The organism is Citricoccus sp. NR2 (assembly GCF_027594385.1).
GTDB lineage: Bacteria > Actinomycetota > Actinomycetes > Actinomycetales > Micrococcaceae > CmP2.
In genome coordinates, this window is record NZ_CP115154.1 from 738,757 (window position 1) to 760,513 (window position 21,757).

Sequence of the window (21,757 nt, forward strand, 5' to 3'; positions counted from 1 at the left end):
AATTAACTCATTTTCATTTAAGCCCAATGATACGGCCTGGTCCGGCACGTTGACGATGTAGCATCAGTACACCCATGGCCCCGGTCAAGGACACCTACGCTAAGCAGAACCCCGACCTGCAGCTAACCCCTTGAACCCCATCCGCTGACGGCGCTCGTAGTCCAGGGTCTGGAATCCGAGCTCGCTCAAGCCGTCTTCCCAGGACGCTGCCGACGACGCCACATCGAGAACATTGGTCAACAGCGGTTTCGGTGGCGGCGTATGGCCGGCCTTCCACGGTTCCGCCAACAACATCATCCGGTTATCGGCGTGCGATTGCCGCAGAAACGGGCGCAGTTGCTCACGGATGTGCGTCTTGTCGTTCAAGTTCTGCATGTACGCGACCAGGGGCGGCTGCGGCTCATGGTAGAGCGTGCACAGGTTGCTCACGACTGAGAGTGGCTTGTTCGCCAGTCGCCGTCGCCGTGGCGCATTCACCCGGAATCCCATGTTCATATAACTGCCGACCGCGTAGTCCATGTAGCGGCGGATATTGGTCTGCGGGTTGAACGGCAACGCCAAGGAATTCTCGAAGCGGCTGGCATAATACAGCGAGGCGAAGCCGCCTCCGGAACCGCCGAAGAAGGCCACCCGACGCGCACCGAGCAAGAAGAAGATGTGCTCGAGGATCCGGGTCAGTTGGTCCTGAAGGTCTACCTGTGCGTAATTGCCCGCATACCAGGCCAGTCGCAATTTCTCGTTAAGGTACAGGGATGGATCCGACACGAACACACGGTTCGCTGTCACTCCTCCGGAGATCCCCATGCCCGAGAGCACGGGCAATGAGAAATGCCGCTCGATGGCACCGTGGAAGAACACCAACACGGTGTCGCTACTCGATGGTGCCACCAGCAGATCGATCGGCACGTTTCGGTGATTCACCGTGACGATGCCTGCGGGCTCATGGGTCACGTCCATGAACGCATCCACCGACTCGTACTCACGAACCCGGTGCTGGGAGTCGTCGATGGTCCGAGGTCGTCGACGGGCAGGCTTGTTGAGAGTTGTGGTGATTTGAGGCACGGGCTCGGGAAGCGGAGACGTGCCTTCGAACGAGGACTCGATCATGGAATATCGCCTGTAGGTCAATCCCTGCCGTAAACGTCACGGGAGTAGATCTTCTCCCGAACGCTTTCGAGCTCGTCGCTAACGCGGTTGGTAATGATCAAATCGGAGCGCTCCAGGAACGTGTTCAGATCGTTCTCCAGAGCCACACCCTCGATCGGGCTTTGCTCGACGGTCGGCTCATAGATGACCACCTCGGTGCCACGGTCACGCAGACCCTCGAGCACCACAGAGATGGACGAGCTACGGAAGTTGTCCGAGCCAGCCTTCATTGCCAGGCGGTGGATGCCCACCACAGAAGGCTTCTGGCGGAGCACATCTTCAATGATGAAGTCCATGCGGGTCTGATTCGAGTCCACGATGGCGTCAATGAGGTTCTGGGGAACGCCCTCGTAGTTGGCGCGCAGCTGCCGGGTGTCTTTGGGCAGGCAGTAGCCGCCGTAGCCGAAGCTGGGGTTGTTGTAGTGATCGCCGATGCGCGGGTCGAGCGAGACGCCACGGATTACTGCCCCAGCGTCGAGGCCCTTCTCCACCGCGAAGGTGTCGAGCTCGTTGAAGTAGGCCACGCGCATGGCGAGATACGTGTTGGAGAACAGTTTGATGGCCTCGGCCTCATCGGTGCCGGTCACCACCGTAGGGACGTCAGCGTCCTCGGCTGCATCAGCCATAATCTCGGCGAAGCGTCGGGCCGGTTCCTCGGCGCCCGACGCGATCACGCGGCTGGGGTGCAGGTTGTCGTAGAGAGCCTTACCTTCGCGGAGGAACTCCGGGCTGAACACAATCTGCAGATCGGGGTGCTTATCCTGCATGCGCTGGGTGAAGCCGATCGGAATGGTGGATTTGATCACCGCCGCCGCGTTGGAAGCAAGGTCTTCGACCTGCTGCAGGACTGCTTCGACGCTGGAGGTATCGAAGTACTGGGTGTCCGGATCGTAGTTGGTAGGCGTCGCAATGATCACGAACTCGGGCTCCTCGAAGGCCACCTCAGGGTCGTTCGTGGCGAAAAGATCCAGCTCCACCTCTGAGAAATGCTGGATCAGCTCTTGGTCCACCAGCGGGGAGACGCGCTTGTTGACCATCTCCACGCGTGGCACATCAATATCGAGCGACACCACCGAATGTTTGCGAGCCAATAGGACGGCATTCGCCAGTCCGACGTATCCCAGTCCCACCACGGTAATCCGCATTCGAGTGTCCCCCGTCGTGCTGCTTGCGACCCATCCGGTGCTGATCGGCCCTGCCGGTACGAGGATACCAAGCCCGACAGTCCGTTAATCTCCCAGAAAGATTCCTTGCGTAGTCTCGCCCAGTAGACTTCGATGGACACATCGGCTGAGATTCACGCTTACAACGATTCAGGACCACATGAACCACCACATCACGAAAGCGGTTATCCCTGCGGCGGGACTGGGCACCCGGTTCCTCCCGGCCACCAAGGCCATCCCCAAGGAGATGCTGCCGGTGGTAGATCGTCCCGCGATCCAGTACGTGGTGGAAGAAGCTGCGGGTGCTGGCTTGTCGGATGTGCTGATGGTGACCGGCCGCAGCAAGACTCCGCTCGAGAATCACTTCGACCGTGTGGCCGAGCTGGAGGGCGTGCTGGAGAGCCGCGGCAAAGACAAGGTGCTCCAGGCCGTACGAGCGGCCACTGACCTCGCTGACATCCACTACGTGCGTCAGGGGGACCCTAAGGGCCTGGGGCACGCCATCCTGCGCGCCCAGAAACACGTGGGACACGAGTCGTTTGCAGCACTGCTCGGCGACGACATCATCGACGACGGGGCCGAACTGCTCCTCGAGATGATCAGGATCCACGAGGCGACCGGGGCCAGCGTCATCGCCGTGCAAGAGGTCCCCGAGGACATGGTGTCGTCCTACGGCATCGTGCAGCCCGGCGGTGAGCTGGACAACACGCGCTGGCGATCGCTCTGGGCTAACGATTTGATCGAGAAGCCTGCCCGGGAGGATGCCCCCTCCAATCTGGCGGCTATTGGTCGTTATGTGCTGCGCCCCGAGGTGTTCGAGGTTCTCGAGCACACCCAGCCGGGTGCCGGCGGCGAGATCCAGCTGACGGACGCTCTGATCGAATTGGCCAAGGATCCGGAGCAGTACGGCGGCGTGGTCGCGGTCGTGTACGACGGCCGTCGTTTCGACACCGGCAACAAACTGGAGTACCTCAAGGCCAACATCGAACTGGCGATGCGCCACGAAGACATCGGCCCGGACCTTGCAGAATGGTTACGGGAGTTCGTCGCGCGCAACGCCTAACCCCGGCCGCAACTGACTCTTAGAGCCGGTGAGCCGAGTCCGATTCCGTGCTCACACCGCGGGTATCGAAGAACAGCTTCGAACGTGAGGCAAGGTCATCGACGTCGTAGCTTTGGTGTGCCTGCATCAGCACCACCAGGTCGGCCTGCTCCAGTGCCGCGTCCAGATCGGGCACCCGGGTCAGGGTCTCCTCCTCCACGTGCCATTCCTCCACCAGCGGGTCATGGAACACCACATCGGCTTTCTTCCCTTGCAGGATCTTCGCCAACGGCACGGCCGGGGACTCACGCTGGTCAGCGATGTCCGGCTTATAGGTGACGCCCAGTAGCAACACGTTCGAGCCGTTGAGAGGCTTGCCGTGATCGTTGAGTAGCTCCGTCAGCCGCGTCTCTACATACTGCGGCATAGAGTTGTTGATCTCCTGGGCCAGCTCGACGAAACGGAACTGGTAGCCCAGGGTCTTCTTGACCTGGAAACTCAGGTAATTGGGGTCAATCGGGATGCAGTGCCCGCCCACGCCGGGACCGGGCGTGAACTTCTGGAAGCCGAAGGGCTTGGTTGCTGCCCCGCGGATGACCTCCCAGATGTCGATATCGAGATCGTGGCAGAAGCGCGCCATCTCGTTCACCAGGGCGATGTTCACATGCCGGTAGGTGTTCTCGAGCAACTTCGCAGTCTCGGCTTCTTTCGCCCCGGAGAGCGGGACCACGGTGTCGATGAATTGCTCATAGAAAGCCGTCGCCTGTTGCGTCGCTTTCTCGTTCAGACCGCCCACCAGCTTGGGCGTGTTGGTGATCCCGTGAGTCTTCGATCCCGGGTCCACGCGCTCCGGAGAGAACGCCAGGAGAAAGTCGCGTCCGTGCACGGAGCCATGTTCCTCCAGCAGTGGCAGCACGATGCCCTCGGTGGTGCCCGGGTAGGTGGTTGATTCCAGGATCACCAGGGTTCCGGAACTGAGATTCGACGCGATCGTGCGCGTCGCGGCTTCCACCGCGCCCAGGTCCGGGCCGCCACCATCATCGAGTGGGGTCGGTACACAGATGACCACCACATCAGCATCAGCAATCACCGAGGCATCAGCCGAGGCGGTGTAGCCCTGATCGAGCATCACCTGCAGGGCCTCGTCGCTGAGGTCATCCACGTGTGAGGTTCCGGAATTCAGTGCAGCCACGCGTTGCGCGGAAACATCGAATCCAATCGTGGAGACGCCGGCGGCGCTCATCGCCTGCGCGAGAGGAAGCCCCACGTAGCCCTGGCCAATGACGACTGCCAACTGCTGACCGGTCGTGTCTGTCACGGTGTCACCTGTCTCTGGGGGATTCAGCGGTACCCGGGTATTCTACCCCCGGTACTTCGTTCACGTCCCCCGCCAGAATGGGCAGGTACCGCGCGGGGAAAGTAGCATTGTCTGTCGGGGAGGACCACCATGCTCATTCACACCACCACGCCACCGCCAGACCCGGATTACGCATTCGCGGTGCGGCTTGGATTCGACGGCACTCAGGAGAACTGGGATGACAGCCTCGCTCCGGTGACGAACCCACCGGTGCTCAGCGCGTCCTCCGACCTAACGCGCCTGAAGCCGAACGTCTACCGCGTCCCGGATGCGGACACGGCCCGCGCACTGAATCTGCCTCTGGCCGTGCCCGGATACCTCGACAAGCTCGACACCAGCATTACCTCTCGCATCTTCCGCTTCCGCACCCGGGCCGAAGACAACCTTCCCGTCGCACTCTGGATGGCCATCTCCCCCACTCGCAACGCTCTGCCCGGCCCGTGGTGGCTGGTGTCCGGCAATGATCACGACGGCGCGACTCCCGCTGAACGCATCAAGCGCCTGGCACGCCTCGATGGCTGGACCGCGGTGTACGACCCGACCGATCCAACCACCACCACTTTCAATGAAGACGGTGGCATCGTCGAGCTCGCCGACGGTCTCGGCCAGCACCCGCCGCTGGCGAACTACGGGGATGCGCTAGAACTCTTGGAAGGTGCCTACGGGCAGTTGAACGGGTTCACGGCCGGCCACGGAGTTCTTGCCGCCAGTTTCGGTGCCGAGGGCATCCTGCGGCAGCCCAACACCATCATGGCCTTCGGCACGGCGGAGACCCTAGAACCGGGCAAGCGGTTCCTCCTGGACGGGGTCGGGAAACGCCGACACGCGATCTTCTCCGCTGACCGATCTGGCTCCCCGATGAATTCGTACTCCGGGGTCGACTCCAAGAATCGGTCCGCCTCGGACACCCAACCTCACCTGATCACCGCGACGTTCAGTCCCGAGCGGACCAGCCTCGCCATCGACTCTCGCCTCCAGGTCGAGGAGAACCGGGAATCCAACGGTCGCGCCCTGGGCGGTCTGACCCTCGGCGGCGACCACAAGGGCCGCCGCCAGTGGGCTGGCACCGTGGGCCCGGTGCTCGTCTACCACGGTGAGATTCCCACCCAGGTGCAAGCGCGCATGGAGAACCTGCTCTATGAGCTGTCCGGACTGCACTCCGCGACGCCACGACTCCCGAACGAAGCAGCGATCTACTCGGTCGATAGCACCGGTCGGGAGACCTTCTCCCACGGCGCCGCCCACACGGTGCCCGATGAGTGGGAGCTCGCCTCAGTCACCAAGCTGATGATGGCGTACGTAGCTCGTCAGACACTAACGACCGACGAGCTGCTGGCCGAGACCATGACGGTCACTCGCCAGGATCGGCACAAGTACAGCTACCGACGGTTCGTGGAAGACGATGTCGTCTCCTACGCCGACCTGTTGCGCGCAGTGATGGCTTCCTCGGATAACACCGCGCCCTACGTCATCGCCCGCGGGGTCGGAGAACAACTGCCCGGAGACGGCACTCCAGTGGAGCGGTTCGTCCAGGCGATGAACGATACTGCGGCCGAACTGGGCTACGCGGGGGCATCCTTCTCTACGCCCTGGAACTTCGGCAAGATGAGCGCAGCCCAGGTCACGGATCTCCACCGTCGGATTCACCAAGATCCGTTCCTGGTCGACGCACTCGGTACGTTCTCTCGAGACATCTCCATCGAGGGACCACGCGCCCGCCCGAAGAAGACCCAGCATCGCGTGTTGCTCAGCCGCGTGGTGCCGTTGCCCGAGATGGTCACGGCGAAAACCGGAACCTGGCCGGTCGACGGACGCGCTCACGTGACGTTCGCCTGGACGCACCCCGATGGCTCCACCCATTTCACGACCATTCTGAACGTGGACCCGGGTGAAGTGCGGTACAAGGTTCTTCAGCAGGTCATGACGGCGGTGAAGAGCCAATAGCTCCCGCCGCGTGCGTTTCGCCTAATGTTCCAAACTGCCGCTCTTTCGCGCACGCTTTCGCAACGCTACCGCCATGATCAGCGCGACGGCAGCCACGATCATGACCCCGAAAATGATGATGCCAAGGATCGCCCACCCGCGTTCATCGGTCTCTTCGGGCTCGTCGGGCTCGGGCGCTTCCTCCGTCGGCTCGTCGGCGACGGGTGCATCGGTGGCAATCTGCACCACCTCAGCACCGTGCATCGCGAAAATGGTGCAGCCGTCCGAAGCAAGGCTCGGCCAGGTGAACCACTGTCCATCCAGGTCTTCAAGCAGAATCTCGACCTCGTCTGCTTCGCGGTCGATCGTGAAGACCGATTCAGCGGTCGCTCCGTAGATCTCCCCTCGGTGCTCAATGAGATCGCCCGGGCCGAAGCCGTCGGCGATCTCTTCAGCGTCCTGCGAATCCAGATCGACTCTCAAGATGGATCCTTTGCTGGTGATCGCATAGATTTCATCGCCCAGCGCCTGCAGGCCGGTAACGCCGCCGAGGTCCGGATCCAGGTCGATATCCCAGCGGGTGTCTCCATCGTCCGGGTCCAGCGCCTTGAGCACAGCACCGTCGGAGGAGTCCTGCATGCCGCTGCTGCCGGCCACATAGACCGTTCCGTCCGCTGAGGTGACGGCCGAGACCGCATGGTCGTCGAAGGGCTCATAGGATTCGCTGTCTCCGCTGTCGATGGCGTGGACCAAGAGCGACCCGCCACCGCCGGTGTCGGCCTGCACGGTCATGTAGAGCTGCCCGGCCTCAGCATCGTAGTGAAGATCGCGGGGCCGGTTGTGGCCTCGAGGAGCGCTGGCCAGCGTCTCCATCTCTTCGGATTCAAGGTCGTAGCTGACCAGGTTCCCACTGGAGTACATGGCCATGTACAGCACACCATCGACAATCTGGGTCCCCTTGGGCTCACCGGGCACGTCAAGCTGCGTCAGGTCGCCGGTCTCGGTGTCTCTCACGCCGACGGTGAAGTGCCCGCCGGTATAGACCACACCATCAACCGCCGCCAGTGACTGCGCGGGCTCCCCATAAGAGGAATCCTCAGGGGTTCCCTCCCCCGCCTCTTCAACCATGTCGAGGACATTGAACTCGCCCCCGTCGAGCCCGTAAGACCAGAGCTGGCCCAGGTTCCCGGAACCATGCAACACGCCATCGCGATAGTAGAGGCCGCGGGTCTGCCCGCCGGGAATGTTGACCTCGCTCAGCTTCTCCAGCTCGCCCTCATCCAGGTCATAGCTCCACAGTGTGGAACCACCCGTGAAGTACACCATGTCATCGACGATCTCGATGGCCTGCACCGTCCCAGAAGGAACGTCGACCATGTCGTACTCATCGGGGTCGTCTGGGTCCAGCACCGTCAGGGTTGCCGGCGAGGAGGTCCCGGCCACGATGACGTCCTCGTTCGCCTCCAGCGAGTAGACGTAGGAAGCATCATCCAGTTCCTCGGGAAGGATCGACTCAGACTCGCCACTGTCACGGTCGTAGGCGATGAGATCAGGTTCAGCGTTGCCGAGGCCCAGGTACACCGTGTCCTCAGTAGCCGCCACACTGCGAGCGTCTTGGCGCGTGTTCTCTTCGAACTGGCCGAGGAACTCGGCACCTTCGCCCTCGGGATCGTACTCCCACAGGCCCGCGCCGTTCTGCCGTGATGTCGCGGCGTAGATGGTGCCGTCCGGTGCTGTGGTCATATCCCAGATCAGCGCAGCGGGGGCAGTGGAGGCCACCTCTTCGAGCTCCTGGCTGTCATGGTCCAGCCGTAGGATCGAGGACCTGCGGTCCCCAGTGAAACTCATTCCGACGTAGAGGTCGTCGCCGGCTACCGTCGCGCCCCAGGTGCCTTCACTCTCATCACCATCGATCACGACGTCTTCCTGATAGACGCGTTCTCCGGTGTCGACGTTGAAGCCAGCGATCACGCCGGGAGTCAGCGACATGTGGCGGCTGACCACATAGTGTGTATCTTCGATCATCCCGGATGCGGTGATAGGGAAACTCTCGCTGCCGTAGCCGAGATTCCTTGTAACCACGCCATCGGCGGTTACCGGACCCTGACAGTGAACCGGAGGATTGGCCTGCTCGCCGCTCCCAGAAGTAGACGGATCGAATGTGCCGGCTCCAAGCGCTAACCCAAGCATCGGTATAAAGCACAAGACGTCTTTAGCCCGCGATAAGACCACCCAGAAACCTGACCTTCGAATTCAACAACAACCAGGAACCCAATACAAAGCTGCAGCGACCAACGACTGAAAGCGAGCCCGCACATCCACCCTCGAATTCCCCTGACACAATATTGCCCTGCATAAAATAGCCTCGCCACCGTGCAAAGAAAAATCTCTGCCCCAGGGCCGCTAGACATATGGACATTAGTTACCAAAGACGACTTGCCAGCCCCCAAGGTCATGCTTGATGCAAGCCCGACCGCTAGACCAACAGCGCGGTAGGATTAAATTGACGACAATTACCCCAGCCCCCGCTTACGAGCACTGCCTCTAAAGTTCGAACCAGATCTTGTCACTTTCGACCAACTGCGCACCCTTCGGAAAACTCACACTCAAAGGCGAACATGGAACCCAAAGAACCCCTCATTGCTTCCTCTAACGGCAACGGCACGTCCTCCCATGGAGACCTCGCCCTTAATCTGAGCGGCGCTAAAGAGATGATTTTCGCTGGCCACGGTGTAGGTGCATCGCTGTTCGCGCATGCGGCGCAGCAACACAGCAACGCGGAAATTCATTGGATTGCCGAAGGGCAAGGCGTTGCAACAGTAAACGGTGACGACTACATGATCGACGGGCCTGTCCTGAATGAGTCGTCACTTGGCGCGGCGATCATAACCAACAAGGGAATGACAAAACAGTTCCTCGAAGCAGCTGGACTCAATACCCCCCGCGGATTCGCCGTTTACACGGAAGATGAGGCCGTTGAAAAAGCTACGGAGATTCAAGCCCCTGTCGTCGTCAAGCCAAACGGAGGATCCAAGGGAAACGGCGTCACTGTAGATATTCAAGGTGATGCTGAGATACGCGAAGCATTTCGGTACGCGACGGCAGCCGGCAAGCTCCCCGTGCTTTTGGAAGAGTACATTGATTTCGACACAGAGTATCGGTGCTTGGCGACGGCCGAAGAATGCGTAGCGGTCATCCATCGAGTCCTCCCGAAGGTCACGGGTGACGGCAAATCAACCATCAAACAATTAATAGATCAAAAGAATGAATCACGCCGCAACAACCCCGGCCTCCGATACCTGCCCATTCCGATAGACAATATCGTCGACACAGTCCTGGGCAGGCAAGGCTACTCCCTGGACTCGACCCTTGAACAAAACAAGGAAATAATCGTTCGCAACGTCGGCGGACTGAGCGGAGGGGGCGAACCCCACGAGGTCTCACCCCTTGTTTCCGACGAGCTAAAGTCGCTTGCTCGCGAGACAGTCGCCAACATCCCAGGCCTTCGATGGGGGGCCGTTGACATCGTAACCGAGAAGGTGACCGGAAAGCCTTACGTTATTGAAGTAAACTGCCGCGCACATTATGCGGGAGCGACGTTCCCATTCACGGGAGAGCCTAAAGACATTGCATCTCCACAGTGGTTGACGCGTGTTTCGCTTTTTGAGTCGGATTCGACAACACCGCACCTGGAGTTGAGTAGCACGGAACGATCCAGCCAGAAGACGCTCAGCCGACAAGTTCGTCTCAGTCGACTATTCTTCGACTGGCTTGACTCGCAAGGATACGAAGTAGATGACACTCAAAGAACATTAATCAAGGTCTCGCGTGACAATCATGACCAATGGTTCACTGGTCAGATGCTTGGACCATCAGATTTGCTTGCATCAACAAGCATGTTCAGAAGGCATGGTTATATTCGAGCGTTCCTGGCGCTCAAGAAGATCTTCCGTGTACGCGGCGGCTACATCCGATCGGAGGATGCGCTAAGAAGGCGCTTGAACAACTCACCCAGCCCTCTCCTAGCAGTCAAGAGTTCTAACGGATGGAGAAACGCCTCTTCGAAGTTGATCACTACGGCGGAAGATTGCGATATCTTCCACGAACACCCTAGGTGGTACGTGCAGTCGTACCCTCAGGGACCGCGGGTGACGATTCTCTCTTCGCGAAATACATCATTCGCTATGTTCTCAAAGGAAACGTTATCTCAACTGGCGCCAAGTAATATGGACGACGCAAGTCGCCTAGCGCTTCATGCTGTGCGGGCGATACCACAACTCCGATGGGCGGCCGCAGACCTCGTGTATCACCAGTCTGGGAACCGGGGGCATTGGAGAGTCGAGGGGCTGTCGCTGAACCCGAGTTTCACTTCCAACATGCGACTCGTAGCCGGATCCGCTTCCTCGTTCTTTGAGTACTTGATCAAGGAATGACTATGACTGACTATTGATCGAGCCTGCCGACCTCCCCAGAATATTCTTGCGATGCAACCAGCAAGCAGGCACCTTGTTCGCTAGATGGGAAAACTGACGAGTGCATTAGAGCCGCCCGGCATTCCCGCAGCGACACACGATGGACCCTCCCAGCGCTGATGTCACGGACACTGATCGCCACGACGGCGGCGGGACGGGACCGGGGTCGGCTCAACCGCGATTCGCGCGACCGTCTGATCATGAGGAATATGCGGTAGACATCGGTGGAGGTGTCGCCCAACGTTGAGGGTCTCCGCGCCGATGATCACGGGTCGCTCTATGACCTCAGTGATGGTGCACCTCCGCCGCGTGCATGCGATCGTGCGCGCCTTGGTCCAGCAACTCGGCACTACGCAAAAGACGATGCGATTCGCGGTCGAATCCGAACTCGCCAACCTGCAGGCCGACAAATCCGGATGGACGAAGTGAGCACGCTGGGCCTCGACGAACAGATCTGGCTTCAACTCGACCCCCGCGACCGTGGCATGAAAGAGTTGACCGGAATGGTTGACCTCGGCCGCAACGAATTAGGGGAAGACTCGTGCCAGATCGACATGGGTAGACATACGCAGCTTCGATCGATCGCCGGTGCCTCGCGTTCCGGAAGGCCGTGAAGTTGGCGGTCTTGGTACCGCTCACCGGGCACCAAACTGCCATCGACAACTTACTAGAAGTCGCGACGGCCGCGCATGACGCATTCCATGTGAAAAAGCTATGTACCGTTGCCACCGAGGAGTCCGCCGCTTGCTGTAGCAGAACACTCTCGGGCACCATCATCGGAAGATCCGTCCGCTCTGCGGCGTCCAAAGCATTCTCCGCTTCGGGATCGAACTTCACCGACAAGCAACGAACCTTGCTGACCGCGGCGGCCGAAGCCGCACCAGCGAACGGCGCGGCGTTCCTCATACTGTAATGCGTGCAGCAGTTGTGCTCCATCACATACCACTCGACCAACCGCGCCAACGCGCGGCCAATCCCCGAGAAGGAGGTGGACTCGTTCCGCACAAGCCCGATAGCCGAGATTGCAGCTCCGGCGGAGCCTGAGGCCGGGGAGCTCGGCGTTCCCGCCGCATCTCACAATAACCCGCGCACACAATGGCGGTGTTCGGGGCGACAATGAGATCGCCGAGCCCCACCGTTGCCTCGCCGCAGTCGACTTCAAATCAAAACCCCAACGGATGTCAGATAAGAACTCGAACTTCTATCGACGATCTTCGATTTCTCAAGGTGCATCTGCACGGCATCTCACGAATAGACCCGCTGATATAGGGCCCATGCGATATAGAACTATTTTTTCGTCAATGGAAACATCGCGTCCATAATGGCCGCCGAAACATTGCGCTTCTTCCCCTCCCAGGGAAGGTGATGCATTGAAGTCATTGGTGAGTGGTTCACTTCAATAATGCTTGGTTCCGCCTGCACTCCAAAACGGGGGAGCAAGACATCGAAGCCGGCGAGCCGCAACCCCGGAATCACACGTGAGGCGCGCTCAATGAACCGCTTCTCACTCGCAGAGATATCCTCCGTTGCATCAATCGCGTCGCCGCCGGCATGGATATTCGACGCTCCAGTGAGGAATACGCGCACCCCCTCTTCAGGAACGGAGCTAAGCGACAATCCTTGTTTAGCCAGATACTGCACTTCGCGTGGCCCGGTCTTCAACTTGATGTGGATAGGACCACGATTTTGATTCTTCGCAGTTACAAGCTCCTCAATGGAGGAAGTCCCGTCTCCGAGGACGCTCGCGGGCCGGCGCCTAGTAACGGCAATCAGTTTGTTGTCCACTACAAGGCAACGATGTTCGGTTCCCGGCCGAAACTGCTCTACGAGCACCCGCCCCCTGTCAGAGGAGACCTGTCCGAAGGCTTCCTGGAACTCCTCCCAGGTTTCAATACCCACGTGAACGTCTTTACCGTGAATTCCATTGTGAGGTTTAACGACAAGTTTGCCCAGGGGTTTCGCCCATTCCCAGGCCCTCCTTGCCTCGTCGGCGGCAAATACGGCGTTTTCAGCTGAATTGATGCCAAAATTGCGGAAAATGCTGCTTTGAAGGTCTTTTTGGTTTGCCAGGCGACGTGCAAGACGCGTATTCAGCGTGGTTAGACCGTTACCCCACCTGTAGCTCTCATGGGCCGCCCCCGTAGTTAGGTCCGCTCAGTATGCGAGTCGGTTTCTTCGAACGTGTGGGTGCAGGATCGAGCGTACTCGACCGGGGCCAGGTACCCCAGCGAGGAATGTCGGCGCTCGTGGTTGTACTCGTGCTTCCAGTCGCTGATCACGACCCGTGCATGGAGCAGCGAGTAGAAGCTGTTGATGTTCAGACACTCGTCGCGGAGCCTCGAGTTGAACGACTCAACGTATCCGTTTCGCCAGGGCTGACCGGGCGGGATGTACGACAACCCGGTTCTCGTGCCAGCCCAGTCTGCAACGGCATCCGAGATGAACTCCGGCCCGTTGTCACTTCGCAGCATCATCGGTGCCCCATGCTCAGCGACGAGTTCCTCGAGATGCTCGATGAATCGCTCTGCGGTGATCGACCGCTCCACAAGACCACCCAAACACACGCGGGTGTGCTCATCCACGATGGAGCAGATCTTGATCGCTTTGCCGCGCTCATCGACATCAAATTGGAAATCAACCGCCCACACCACGCCCGGCGCAGCCGCCTTGGGGGCGTCAGCAGTTGATGACCCCACCCGCTTCCGCCGACGTTTCTGCGGCACCCGGAGCCCTTCTTCACGCCACAAGCGTTGTACCTTCTTGTGGTTCACATTCCAGCCCTCAGCACGCGCGTCATGGTACGCACGTCGGTACCCCCAACGTGGGTGGTTCTTCGCAAACTTCCGGAGCCAGTCGCGCAGCGCCTGGTCAGGGTCTGCCGGGGTGTCGCCTCGGAGCGGCCGCCGCCATGCGGAGCGGGAAAGCCCGGCCAGGCGGCACGCCATGCGCTCACTGATCTGCAAGGTGCGAATCAGGTGCGTGATAGCGGCGCGACGCCTACCCGGGCCTAGAAGTTTCCCTCAGCCAACTCCTTCAAAGCAGCCTTCTCGAGCTCTGCTTCGGCAAGCAACCGCTTCAGGGTCGCGTTCTGCTTCTCGAGCTCCTTGAGCCGTTTCGCGTCGTCGGCTTTCATGCCGCCGTACTGGTTTCGCCACCGATAATAGGTCTGCTCGGTAACCCCGAGCTCGCGGCAGGCATCGGCGATCGTATTGCCCTCGCCCAGGAGCCGGTCGGCTTGCCCGAGTTTCCGGACGATCTGCTCCGGGGTGTGACGCCTTCTTTGTTTGCTCATCGTGTGATCCATTCTCCCCGCGAGCGCGGGGGTCAGGACTCACATAACGAATGGACCTAGAAAACGGGGTCAGCCCACTCAGAACCATGCATAAACACGATTCGTGGCCGGCGTGGCATTGCACCAACTTCAATGCGGCGCTCCAGGGCCTCAGCGACCATGAAAGCGTTAATATTCGTTACTGGCAGGTCCAGCTCGCGGAGCAGCACACGAGCTTCATCAAATTTGGTCATTCGTCCTCCCGGAAACGAGTCGTCCAGCAACATGGTTTGGCGGCAACAGCCCGAGACTAACTATATGGTAGTTCTCACAGTATTGAAGAACCACCGACAGATTGGTCTGAACTGTCAGGTACTTATTTCCTATTTGCATGGCTACTCAGAATCCATGCGTTCCGTATGACGCAAGTGATGTCTTGCTCGGTTCAGGCTGGACATTTACGCAGGAGGTAACCGTCACAAAGTTCTGTCGGTTACGCAAACTGACGAACCATTGATCGTGCCTGAATTGGTCCAACAGAGATCTGGGATGGATAGCTTCGAACTTGGACTGCGACAGTTTCTTGACCGTCAGTCCATTAACTATATTCCGGTAGCCTGCCAGTCATGAAGATACCTGACGAAGGCGTATTCGAGATGGTCCAATCCGGCATCAGCGTTGGCGCCGCACTTTTCTCGAGTGCGGCCCGATACTGGAATCAATCAACCACGCTTTGGTTCGGCAAGTCCCAAGGAGTCATTGAGACCAGTGACAGGCGGATTCTTGTTGACGTCGCTGTGCTCAATGAATCTGCGCTTGGCGCTGCAGTCGTTCAGGATAAGGGGCTCTTCGCATTTAAGCGTGTAGCTGGGGCCTGAATCCGCCTGCTTCTAACAGACTGCGGCAGATGTAGTTCCTCAGGTTCGGAAGCCCAGGGCAGTCCCGCGTAGGTGCTCAAGACGACCATTGATCGCTTCGGTAGGACCATTGCTTGTGCCAGGACGATCAAAGTAAGCCAGAACGTCAACCGCCCGACGTTTCAACGTACGACCCAGCTGACGAATCTCTTTCAGCGCCTGCGGAACACCAGCCGTGATGTCAGTGATCAGCTTCCTCATCAACGATCCTCGCCGCCCAGGTTCGGGATGCCGGTAAGCAGCGATCAATCGTTGATAAATTCCCCACGTCGCTTCGACCTCAACATGACGTTCCTCGACGAATAGTGCCTCTAACCTGTCACGTTGTTTCTCCGTCAACAAGGCTTCTCCGGCATGCAAGGTACGACGAGCACCATAGAGCGGATCTCCAGAACGACCACGACGACCCAGCGTCTGGCGTTGAACCCGGCGCCGACACTCATCCAAAGCATGACCAGCAAGTTGAACGACATGGAATGGATCCATCACCGCTGATGCGTGAGGTACTTCCTCAGCCGCGGCGGTCTTGAACCCTGAGAATCCATCCATCGCGATCGTGTCTACGTGCTTCCGCCAGTCTGCGGGGCGTTGAGCTAACCATGATTTGAACACCGCCTTGGATCGTCCCTGGACCATGTCTAGTAATCGGGCCGGCCCGGCACCAGAACGGATCGGCGTCAAATCAATGATCACGGTGACGTACTTGTCCCCGTACCGGGTATGACGCCAGACGTGTTCATCGACCTCGATGGTGGTCACACCTTGAAACCGGGCTGAGTCATTGATCAGTAGCCGCTGTCAAGCCCCGGGTTTGGTAGAGGCTCCTTTTCTTGGTTTCCTAAGCAGCCGCGGACTCTACCCCTGACTGGTCGATCCATTCAGAATGGACCTCGATAGGCGGGCGGTACCCGATCGCTGAATGCAATCGTGTCTGGTTGTACCAAGCCACCCACTTCGACGTCTCCGCCAGCACCTCGATCAACCCCGACCACACCTTCCGGTCAATGAGTTCGGCCTTGTAGACCGAGTTCAATGCCTCGGCCATGGCATCGTCGTATGAGTCCCCACGCGACCCCACCGACGCCACGACCTCGGATTCCGCCAGGGTCTCCCCATAGCGAATCGACCGGAACTGCACTCCGCGCTCCGAGTGGTGCACGAGCCCGGAGACGTCTTCGCCGGCCCGGTATTTCGCAGCGAGAGCCATCGTCAGAGCGTCCCTGGCCAGGGACTCGCGCATATGATTCGTCACCTGCCAACCAACGATCTCCCGGTGGAAGACATCGAGGATGAACGTCGTGTACACCCACCCAGCTTGCGTGGGCACATAGGTGATGTCCGCGACCCACAAACAATTGGGAGCCGGTGCTGCGAACTCACGTTCAACCAGATCATCCGGACACTCCTCAGCACGTGCTGAGACCGTCTTCGGACGCTTCCGCTTCCGACGGATTCCGCCGATGCCCAACTGGCGTATCAACCGCTCCACTGTGCAGCGGGGGTCACCGGACCAAATTGATCGGCGTACTGGCGGTTGATCGCCTTCCACATCTTCGGCACCCCGTAGCAGGAATAGTTCGCCTCATAGACGTCCTGGATCACTACCAACCGTGCTTGGTCCCTGCGTGCCCGGGCTGATGGTTGACGCTTCTTGTAGGCGTAATACGAGCTCACAGCAATCCGTGCAGCAGTCCCTTTCAGGGCGCGCACGATTGGCTCGACTCCGAACTCGTCGCGATTGTCGTCGATGAAGGCGACAATCACTTCGATGGGCGGTCGAGCTCCGCCGCGAAGAAAGCCGATGCTCATTTCAAGATCTCGTTGGCCCGCTTCGCTTCAGCCAACTCAGCCCGCAGCCGACGATTCTCCGCTTCCAAATCCACGGATTCAGTCGGTGTCGCCTTTCCCGATTCTTTGTGTTTGCGGACCCAGACTCGCAGGGTCTCTTTGCTCAGCCCGAGCTCGTTCGCGACGCGGGCGATCGCTCCATTCGCGGTGTCGGGGACGGCCTGGGCATGGATGACGAGCTCGACGGCACGAGCCTTGAGTTCGTCTGTGTATTTCACTGGCAAGAGAGAATCTCCTTCTTCCAATCTCCCTGCCTCTATTATCCCCGGGGCGATTCAGACCCTTGCGCACGGTCACGATCGGCATCATTGGTCAGCCGCTCACGGCAGCACCAGAGATCCCGGCGGACGCCCGAGCCATTCTCGAACACCTCGCCACGAATACGGAACACTAAAAATGGAATAATTAAGATTAGAGAACACTCAATGCCTGCAGACTTTTTTGGGGCTCGTTATTTATAATATAGAAAAATCGTGAAAATTCGAATTTTGAACTGGCGAGCCGTCCATCGATATGACGGGGTCGAGCCCCAGCCTCCCATCAAGAGCGAGTTCACCCAATAACGCAATTGAAGAGGCGGATCCTTGTAGCAGTCCATCCGCAACCCCACCCACTTCATCCTGCGTTTTTACCCACCCTGTTAACTCATGCTCATCTGCGAAACTTTTAACGGCTTCAAGGAAACGTGTGTAGTGAGGCACCCCCTCCCAGCGCACCGCGCGAGAGACAAGGGTGGGGCCCGCTGGTTCCAGTTCTATTCCATGGTCAGATGCTGATTGCGAAAGTATCCCGTCTGCGAGACCTTCGACTGAAGCCGGAGCTATTTCATTCTGAAGTACAAGCCATGGCCGTTCAGACACTTCAACAACAGGAACCTGCTGCTCGGTTACTGGAGCTGAGTGCCCCATGGAGGCAACGACATCTACAGCGATCAAGGGTAGTCCTGGAAAGACCTCGCATACGCTTTCGAACAAGTCATGGAAGCTTGCATCCAACGAGTCCGTAACGTCCAACCCTTCCGTACCCCACGCTCCGTTCGGTGTATAGATAGCTGAAGCTATCGTCCCTCTTATACCCAGGAGGCGAAGATACTCACCGTGAACATGCTTCTCGACCAAGTAACGATAGTTATCCCGCGTTTTCCGACTACCGTCGTCCTTGGGAGTTTGTATAGCTGTGAATGCATATGAAGACGCCGTGTAATCTTCGCGAAACGGTGGAGCAGTCTCGAGATAGCTGATTGCAGCGTTCAGTTGCTTCTGCCCCTGGACGCCGGTGCGTGTCTCAATGAAGTTGTCGCCAACCATCGGCTTGACCACAACCGGATAATTCAGTTCAGAGGCAAACCGACGCGCGCCCATCGCTCCCCGACCAATACTGAATGTTGCGCCCTTTGGGACTGATATCCGATTCGCTTCCAGTATCGCGCGGCGAACACGCTTGTCCTGCACCATGGTGACACTTGAAAGCCGTGAGTCTTGAGGAACTCCATGCGCGAAGGCCAACTCGCCAAGAGATTCCTCAGAACGTCCGGCCAAAAGCACGCTACCCGGCAACATCCATGTGTGAAGATTTCGACGAATCGCAGATACATGGACCTTCCAGCTGTCGAAAAGTTCCGGTGGACAATAGTACTGCGCTACTTCACTAGCCTGGGCAGCCTTAGCAATCTCTTCAGTCATTCTCACTTCCTCCCCGCTTCTCGCCTGAAACTATCTCGAATGAGCCTGTCAAAGCATCGTGCACGTGCTTGGTCCTGACAGACGTCGGATGAGCCCGCGGCGGTCCAAGTACAGCTGACATCGCCAATGCAGTTGCTGCAGCGGTAGGACCACTAACTCGGATTTCCACTTCGCGCCCCGTGACGTTTCGTATCCAGCCAGAGCATCCGAACTGGTTTGCTCGTCGTGCAAACCACTGTCGATACCCAACTCCAGTCACTTTGCCTCGGACCTTGATATGAAGGTTGAGGCTATCAGCCCGCTGCTCCCAGGCTTTCAAACCGAGCGCTTCCACGGTGTGCACCAAGAATCGCTCCGACAATGGTCGAGGAGTGCCAAAGACCGGGTACTCCGCAACAGGAATCGCGGCGACGGCGTTGAGCTCACAAACCGCTCCGCTTTGTTCAGAAAGTGGCTTCGTATGGTCTTCAAGGAGGAAGTCCACTCCGCAATACGTCAGGCCGGGCACCGCCGCAACGGCATCGATGGAAGCCTGGACAATACTTGGGTGCAGTTCGTCAAGTACTTCAATCGAATCACCACCTTGGGTGAGATTGTTTACGCTGTTCAGGAACAGGCGCTGACCAGATCGCAGTACACTCTCAGCGTTTAGGCCCTGCTTGCCGATCTCATGCTCCACAGAGGCATTCCATTTCAGCTTCAAAGGTCCAAGATGTGGATTGAGCTTTCGGTTGGCGTTCTTCTCGAGTATAAGTTCTGCTACGGTCGACACTCCGTCACCCAAAACTGAGGCCGGCACTCGTTCTACGGCGGCAATAACTTCATCGCCAATCACCATAATTCGATAATCTTTGCCTCGAACGTGCTGTTCCACGATGAACTCACCCGTACCGAGCACGCTGTTTTCAAGCCGCTGCAATGCTGAACGGAGCTCGTCATCGTTTGCGATGTTTGCCGTTACACCGACGCCCATCGATCCTTCCGCGGGCTTCAGAACGACGGGGTACCCGATTCTATTGGCGTACGACAGCGCGCCATGTATGTCGCCTTGTGCGAATGTCCGCCCCTGCGGCACGGGAACGCCCCGGCGATTCAAGAGCAGACGCGTCGTCTCCTTATGTCGAACAATAGACGAAGCCACGGCGCTAGTGAGCGGCCACCGTGCGGTACGAAACGAAACAGGCTGCTGAATGCCGTCATCGGCCATGAACGTCGATTTACTGAATCGTCTGGTGTTCAGCCCTCGAGCCAGCGCTTCTCGCTCAACGAGGTGACCATGCACGCCGTACGGCCCCAGGGGGCGAATATAGTCCACGTCACTATAGGTTTTCGCTGTCTTTCCTTCGAAACGTGGCGGCGTAGGCACGGGGTAGGTCGCCATATTGATCGTCGGCTTGATGAGACTCGAGTAGTCCAGCCGGAACCCCAGACCCACCTCATTGCGAACACGGAATCGCTTCTTGCTACTCACTCGCGCAGAGAAATACCCACGGTATATTGACGACTTAGCCGTTCGCGAAGCTTTCTTTGAAATGCTCACAGCGTCTTCGGCGCTTGCTTTGCGCTGAACACGAGCAGATTCCGACTCCACCTCCGCAATGGTGAGATTGATATCCTTTTCCACAGTTGAAGAAATTGTTGCTGCGTCGGCTTCTGGTGTTGCAAGAGCGAGGTTGCGCATCGCCGCCGAGGTGAGTCGGCTTGCACCGATCATCCTGGTCAAGACGATCACCACATCTGGATTGGCCGCTTTCGCTGCCTCTGCCAATTCGATGCTGGGTATCAAACCACCCGCCTGGGCCGGCCTGATATTCACGGCCCTGATGGGACCAATCTTCTTCAATCGCCCGATACTGTGCTTATCCCAAACGGACTCGTCGATCATGATGCGAATCTCGGAGTCCGGTCTCCCATAGGTGGCAAGCTCGTCATCGGCTAGCTTCTGTAACTTTGGAAGATGGTCGCCGTACCGGCTTGGCACCGGCTGTTCAAGGATCACGTGCTTAGGAAGCCGCCGCTCCCCTACGGCCGCAGCGACCCTACGCACCATTTGCTCGGCGTCTTTTCTACTCAGAGCTCCGTTGAAATCCACCCATAGGGGCTTGCCAGCCTGGCTTACATCTGGATGTTTAGCAATTCCGTAAACTCTCTCGAAATATGAGATCGAATTGTCGATCGTTTTCCTGGGAGGCAATCGTAGCGCTCCGTACAATTCTCCCTGATCTCGAATCTCCTTACTCAATGAAGACCCTTTGAGTTTTCGAGATAGTGCCGTCGGCGCCAGTGGCGCCGTCTCGTTTTGTTGGCCTAGGAGTTTAGCGACCGTGAGGCCAAGTGCCCGAGCAGTCACATCTAAGAGTGCAACCTCAACTCCGAGAAGGGTCCCGCGAAACGGACGTCGCTGCGCTTCTTGAGTTGATGCGACGCGCGCCATTTCGACAAACCTCGCCATCGCACCTTTGATTGAGTCCAAAGCTGACTGCGTTGAGGTAAGGTCGATCCTCTCGCCTTCAACGCTTTCGGCAACTTTTACCAGAAATGGCCACGAGTCCGAGACATCGTCACCTGTTCGAGCTCCACGTGGCTGGGACTCGCCCAGCCCTAAATAGAGATCACCAAATCGGTTCTTGCCTTGAAGTTCAACGACGAAATTGGTCGGGCGAAGCTGCGAACCGGCGGTCGGAACACGATATGACAGCACCCTTGATCGGGTAATCAAGAGTGAATCGTGGTGAGTTCCTGATTGATCGGAGTTCGAGGCGTCCCCGGCGTTCAAGGTCGTGTTCATTCGAAGCGTCTCATCTATCGTTCTGGTGGAGGGTCGCTACAGCCAACCGGCAAAGCGGCGGACGAAGTGCGAGCACATGGCGAAGATCTACCCGCTGTCCGCTTTCCAAGGTTACCGTGCACACTGAGCCCGTAGGGGAAAGTCCGAA

General features: G+C 58.6%; 19 protein-coding genes, 1 pseudogene and 1 other annotated feature. Of the genes and pseudogenes, 7 read left to right on the plus strand and 13 right to left on the minus strand.

Translation table 11 applies throughout. The annotated features are described in order from the left end of the window. Window positions 1-99 precede the first annotated feature (99 nt). Both O1A05_RS03445 and O1A05_RS03450 read right to left on the minus strand, forming a co-directional pair. Window positions 100-1,107, minus strand: coding sequence for a hypothetical protein (locus O1A05_RS03445; protein WP_270106681.1), 1,008 nt, complete (start codon window positions 1,105-1,107; stop codon window positions 100-102). A 17-nt stretch (window positions 1,108-1,124) separates the two neighbouring features. After that, window positions 1,125-2,291 carry a nucleotide sugar dehydrogenase gene (locus O1A05_RS03450; RefSeq protein ID WP_270106682.1) on the minus strand — a complete coding sequence of 389 codons (1,167 nt, stop codon included), beginning with the start codon at window positions 2,289-2,291 and terminating at the stop codon, window positions 1,125-1,127. A gap of 178 nt (window positions 2,292-2,469) precedes the next feature. Here O1A05_RS03450 and galU point away from each other — a divergent pair, with 178 nt between their 5' ends. Beyond that, the gene (gene galU, locus O1A05_RS03455) at window positions 2,470-3,372 is read left to right on the plus strand and encodes a UTP--glucose-1-phosphate uridylyltransferase GalU (protein WP_270106683.1); all 903 of its coding nucleotides are present in this window, start codon (window positions 2,470-2,472) and stop codon (window positions 3,370-3,372) included. A 19-nt stretch (window positions 3,373-3,391) separates the two neighbouring features. On the opposite strand, the gene O1A05_RS03460 is transcribed toward galU, so the two are convergent. Further along, window positions 3,392-4,594 (minus strand): nucleotide sugar dehydrogenase, encoded by a 1,203-nt coding sequence (locus O1A05_RS03460; protein ID WP_270107493.1) that lies wholly within the window; start codon window positions 4,592-4,594, stop codon window positions 3,392-3,394. Window positions 4,595-4,798: 204 nt separating this feature from the next. On the opposite strand from O1A05_RS03460, the gene O1A05_RS03465 reads away from it, so the two are divergent. Then, a complete protein-coding gene (locus tag O1A05_RS03465) occupies window positions 4,799-6,652 on the plus strand; it encodes a serine hydrolase (protein ID WP_270106684.1) in 1,854 nt (617 codons plus the stop codon). A 21-nt stretch (window positions 6,653-6,673) separates the two neighbouring features. On the opposite strand, the gene O1A05_RS03470 is transcribed toward O1A05_RS03465, so the two are convergent. Further along, window positions 6,674-8,656 (minus strand): hypothetical protein, encoded by a 1,983-nt coding sequence (locus O1A05_RS03470; RefSeq protein ID WP_270106685.1) that lies wholly within the window; start codon window positions 8,654-8,656, stop codon window positions 6,674-6,676. 593 nt (window positions 8,657-9,249) lie between these two features. Here O1A05_RS03470 and O1A05_RS03475 point away from each other — a divergent pair. The 4 genes from O1A05_RS03475 (at window position 9,250) to O1A05_RS03490 (ending at window position 12,016) form a co-directional block, all read left to right on the plus strand. After that, a complete protein-coding gene (locus O1A05_RS03475) occupies window positions 9,250-11,064 on the plus strand; it encodes an ATP-grasp domain-containing protein (protein WP_270106686.1) in 1,815 nt (604 codons plus the stop codon). A 318-nt stretch (window positions 11,065-11,382) separates the two neighbouring features. Further along, a complete protein-coding gene (locus tag O1A05_RS03480; RefSeq protein ID WP_270106687.1) occupies window positions 11,383-11,532 on the plus strand; it encodes a hypothetical protein in 150 nt (49 codons plus the stop codon). Then, complete coding sequence (locus O1A05_RS03485) at window positions 11,529-11,717, plus strand: hypothetical protein (RefSeq protein WP_270106688.1); 189 nt, start codon at window positions 11,529-11,531, stop codon at window positions 11,715-11,717. Before O1A05_RS03480 ends, O1A05_RS03485 begins: the two co-directional genes overlap by 4 nt. Next, a complete protein-coding gene (locus O1A05_RS03490) occupies window positions 11,714-12,016 on the plus strand; it encodes a hypothetical protein (RefSeq protein WP_270106689.1) in 303 nt (100 codons plus the stop codon). Before O1A05_RS03485 ends, O1A05_RS03490 begins: the two co-directional genes overlap by 4 nt. Before the next feature lie 374 nt (window positions 12,017-12,390). Here the strand turns inward: O1A05_RS03490 and O1A05_RS03495 are convergent, their stop codons facing one another. The 3 genes from O1A05_RS03495 to O1A05_RS03505 all read right to left on the minus strand — a co-directional run bounded on the left by O1A05_RS03495 (window position 12,391) and on the right by O1A05_RS03505 (window position 14,628). Then, the gene (locus O1A05_RS03495; protein WP_270106690.1) at window positions 12,391-13,002 is read right to left on the minus strand and encodes a hypothetical protein; all 612 of its coding nucleotides are present in this window, start codon (window positions 13,000-13,002) and stop codon (window positions 12,391-12,393) included. Window positions 13,003-13,247: 245 nt separating this feature from the next. After that, window positions 13,248-14,395 (minus strand): IS3 family transposase gene (locus O1A05_RS03500; RefSeq protein WP_270107484.1). Its coding sequence is split into 2 segments (ribosomal slippage): window positions 13,248-14,125 and window positions 14,125-14,395, totalling 1,149 coding nucleotides; the frame shifts between segments, so codons are not numbered across the junction. Between the two features lie 56 nt (window positions 14,396-14,451). Beyond that, a complete protein-coding gene (locus O1A05_RS03505) occupies window positions 14,452-14,628 on the minus strand; it encodes a hypothetical protein (RefSeq protein ID WP_270106691.1) in 177 nt (58 codons plus the stop codon). A 372-nt stretch (window positions 14,629-15,000) separates the two neighbouring features. Between O1A05_RS03505 and O1A05_RS03510 the strand changes: the two genes are divergently transcribed. After that, complete coding sequence (locus tag O1A05_RS03510; RefSeq protein WP_270106692.1) at window positions 15,001-15,252, plus strand: hypothetical protein; 252 nt, start codon at window positions 15,001-15,003, stop codon at window positions 15,250-15,252. On the opposite strand, the pseudogene O1A05_RS03515 reads toward O1A05_RS03510, so the two are convergent. The 6 genes and pseudogenes from O1A05_RS03515 to O1A05_RS03540 form a co-directional block, all read right to left on the minus strand. After that, window positions 15,230-16,089, minus strand: a pseudogene (locus tag O1A05_RS03515) (ISL3 family transposase); the annotation flags it as partial. The gene O1A05_RS03510 and the pseudogene O1A05_RS03515 sit on opposite strands and share 23 nt — an antisense overlap. Window positions 16,090-16,129: 40 nt before the next feature. Continuing rightward, on the minus strand, window positions 16,130-16,840 hold the full coding sequence (locus O1A05_RS03520) for an IS3 family transposase (RefSeq protein ID WP_333482005.1): 711 nt from the start codon (window positions 16,838-16,840) through the stop codon (window positions 16,130-16,132). Next, the gene (locus tag O1A05_RS03525) at window positions 16,768-17,100 is read right to left on the minus strand and encodes a hypothetical protein (RefSeq protein WP_270106694.1); all 333 of its coding nucleotides are present in this window, start codon (window positions 17,098-17,100) and stop codon (window positions 16,768-16,770) included. The genes O1A05_RS03520 and O1A05_RS03525 overlap by 73 nt, the downstream gene beginning before the upstream one ends. Then, window positions 16,963-17,091: a sequence feature (AL1L pseudoknot), on the minus strand. It overlaps the preceding gene by 129 nt. Then, the gene (locus O1A05_RS03530; RefSeq protein ID WP_270107494.1) at window positions 17,097-17,357 is read right to left on the minus strand and encodes a transposase; all 261 of its coding nucleotides are present in this window, start codon (window positions 17,355-17,357) and stop codon (window positions 17,097-17,099) included. The genes O1A05_RS03525 and O1A05_RS03530 overlap by 4 nt, the downstream gene beginning before the upstream one ends. 237 nt (window positions 17,358-17,594) lie before the next feature. Continuing rightward, on the minus strand, window positions 17,595-18,821 hold the full coding sequence (locus tag O1A05_RS03535) for a hypothetical protein (RefSeq protein ID WP_270106695.1): 1,227 nt from the start codon (window positions 18,819-18,821) through the stop codon (window positions 17,595-17,597). Then, a complete protein-coding gene (locus O1A05_RS03540) occupies window positions 18,814-21,609 on the minus strand; it encodes an enolase C-terminal domain-like protein (protein ID WP_270106696.1) in 2,796 nt (931 codons plus the stop codon). Before O1A05_RS03540 ends, O1A05_RS03535 begins: the two co-directional genes overlap by 8 nt. Window positions 21,610-21,757 lie beyond the last annotated feature (148 nt).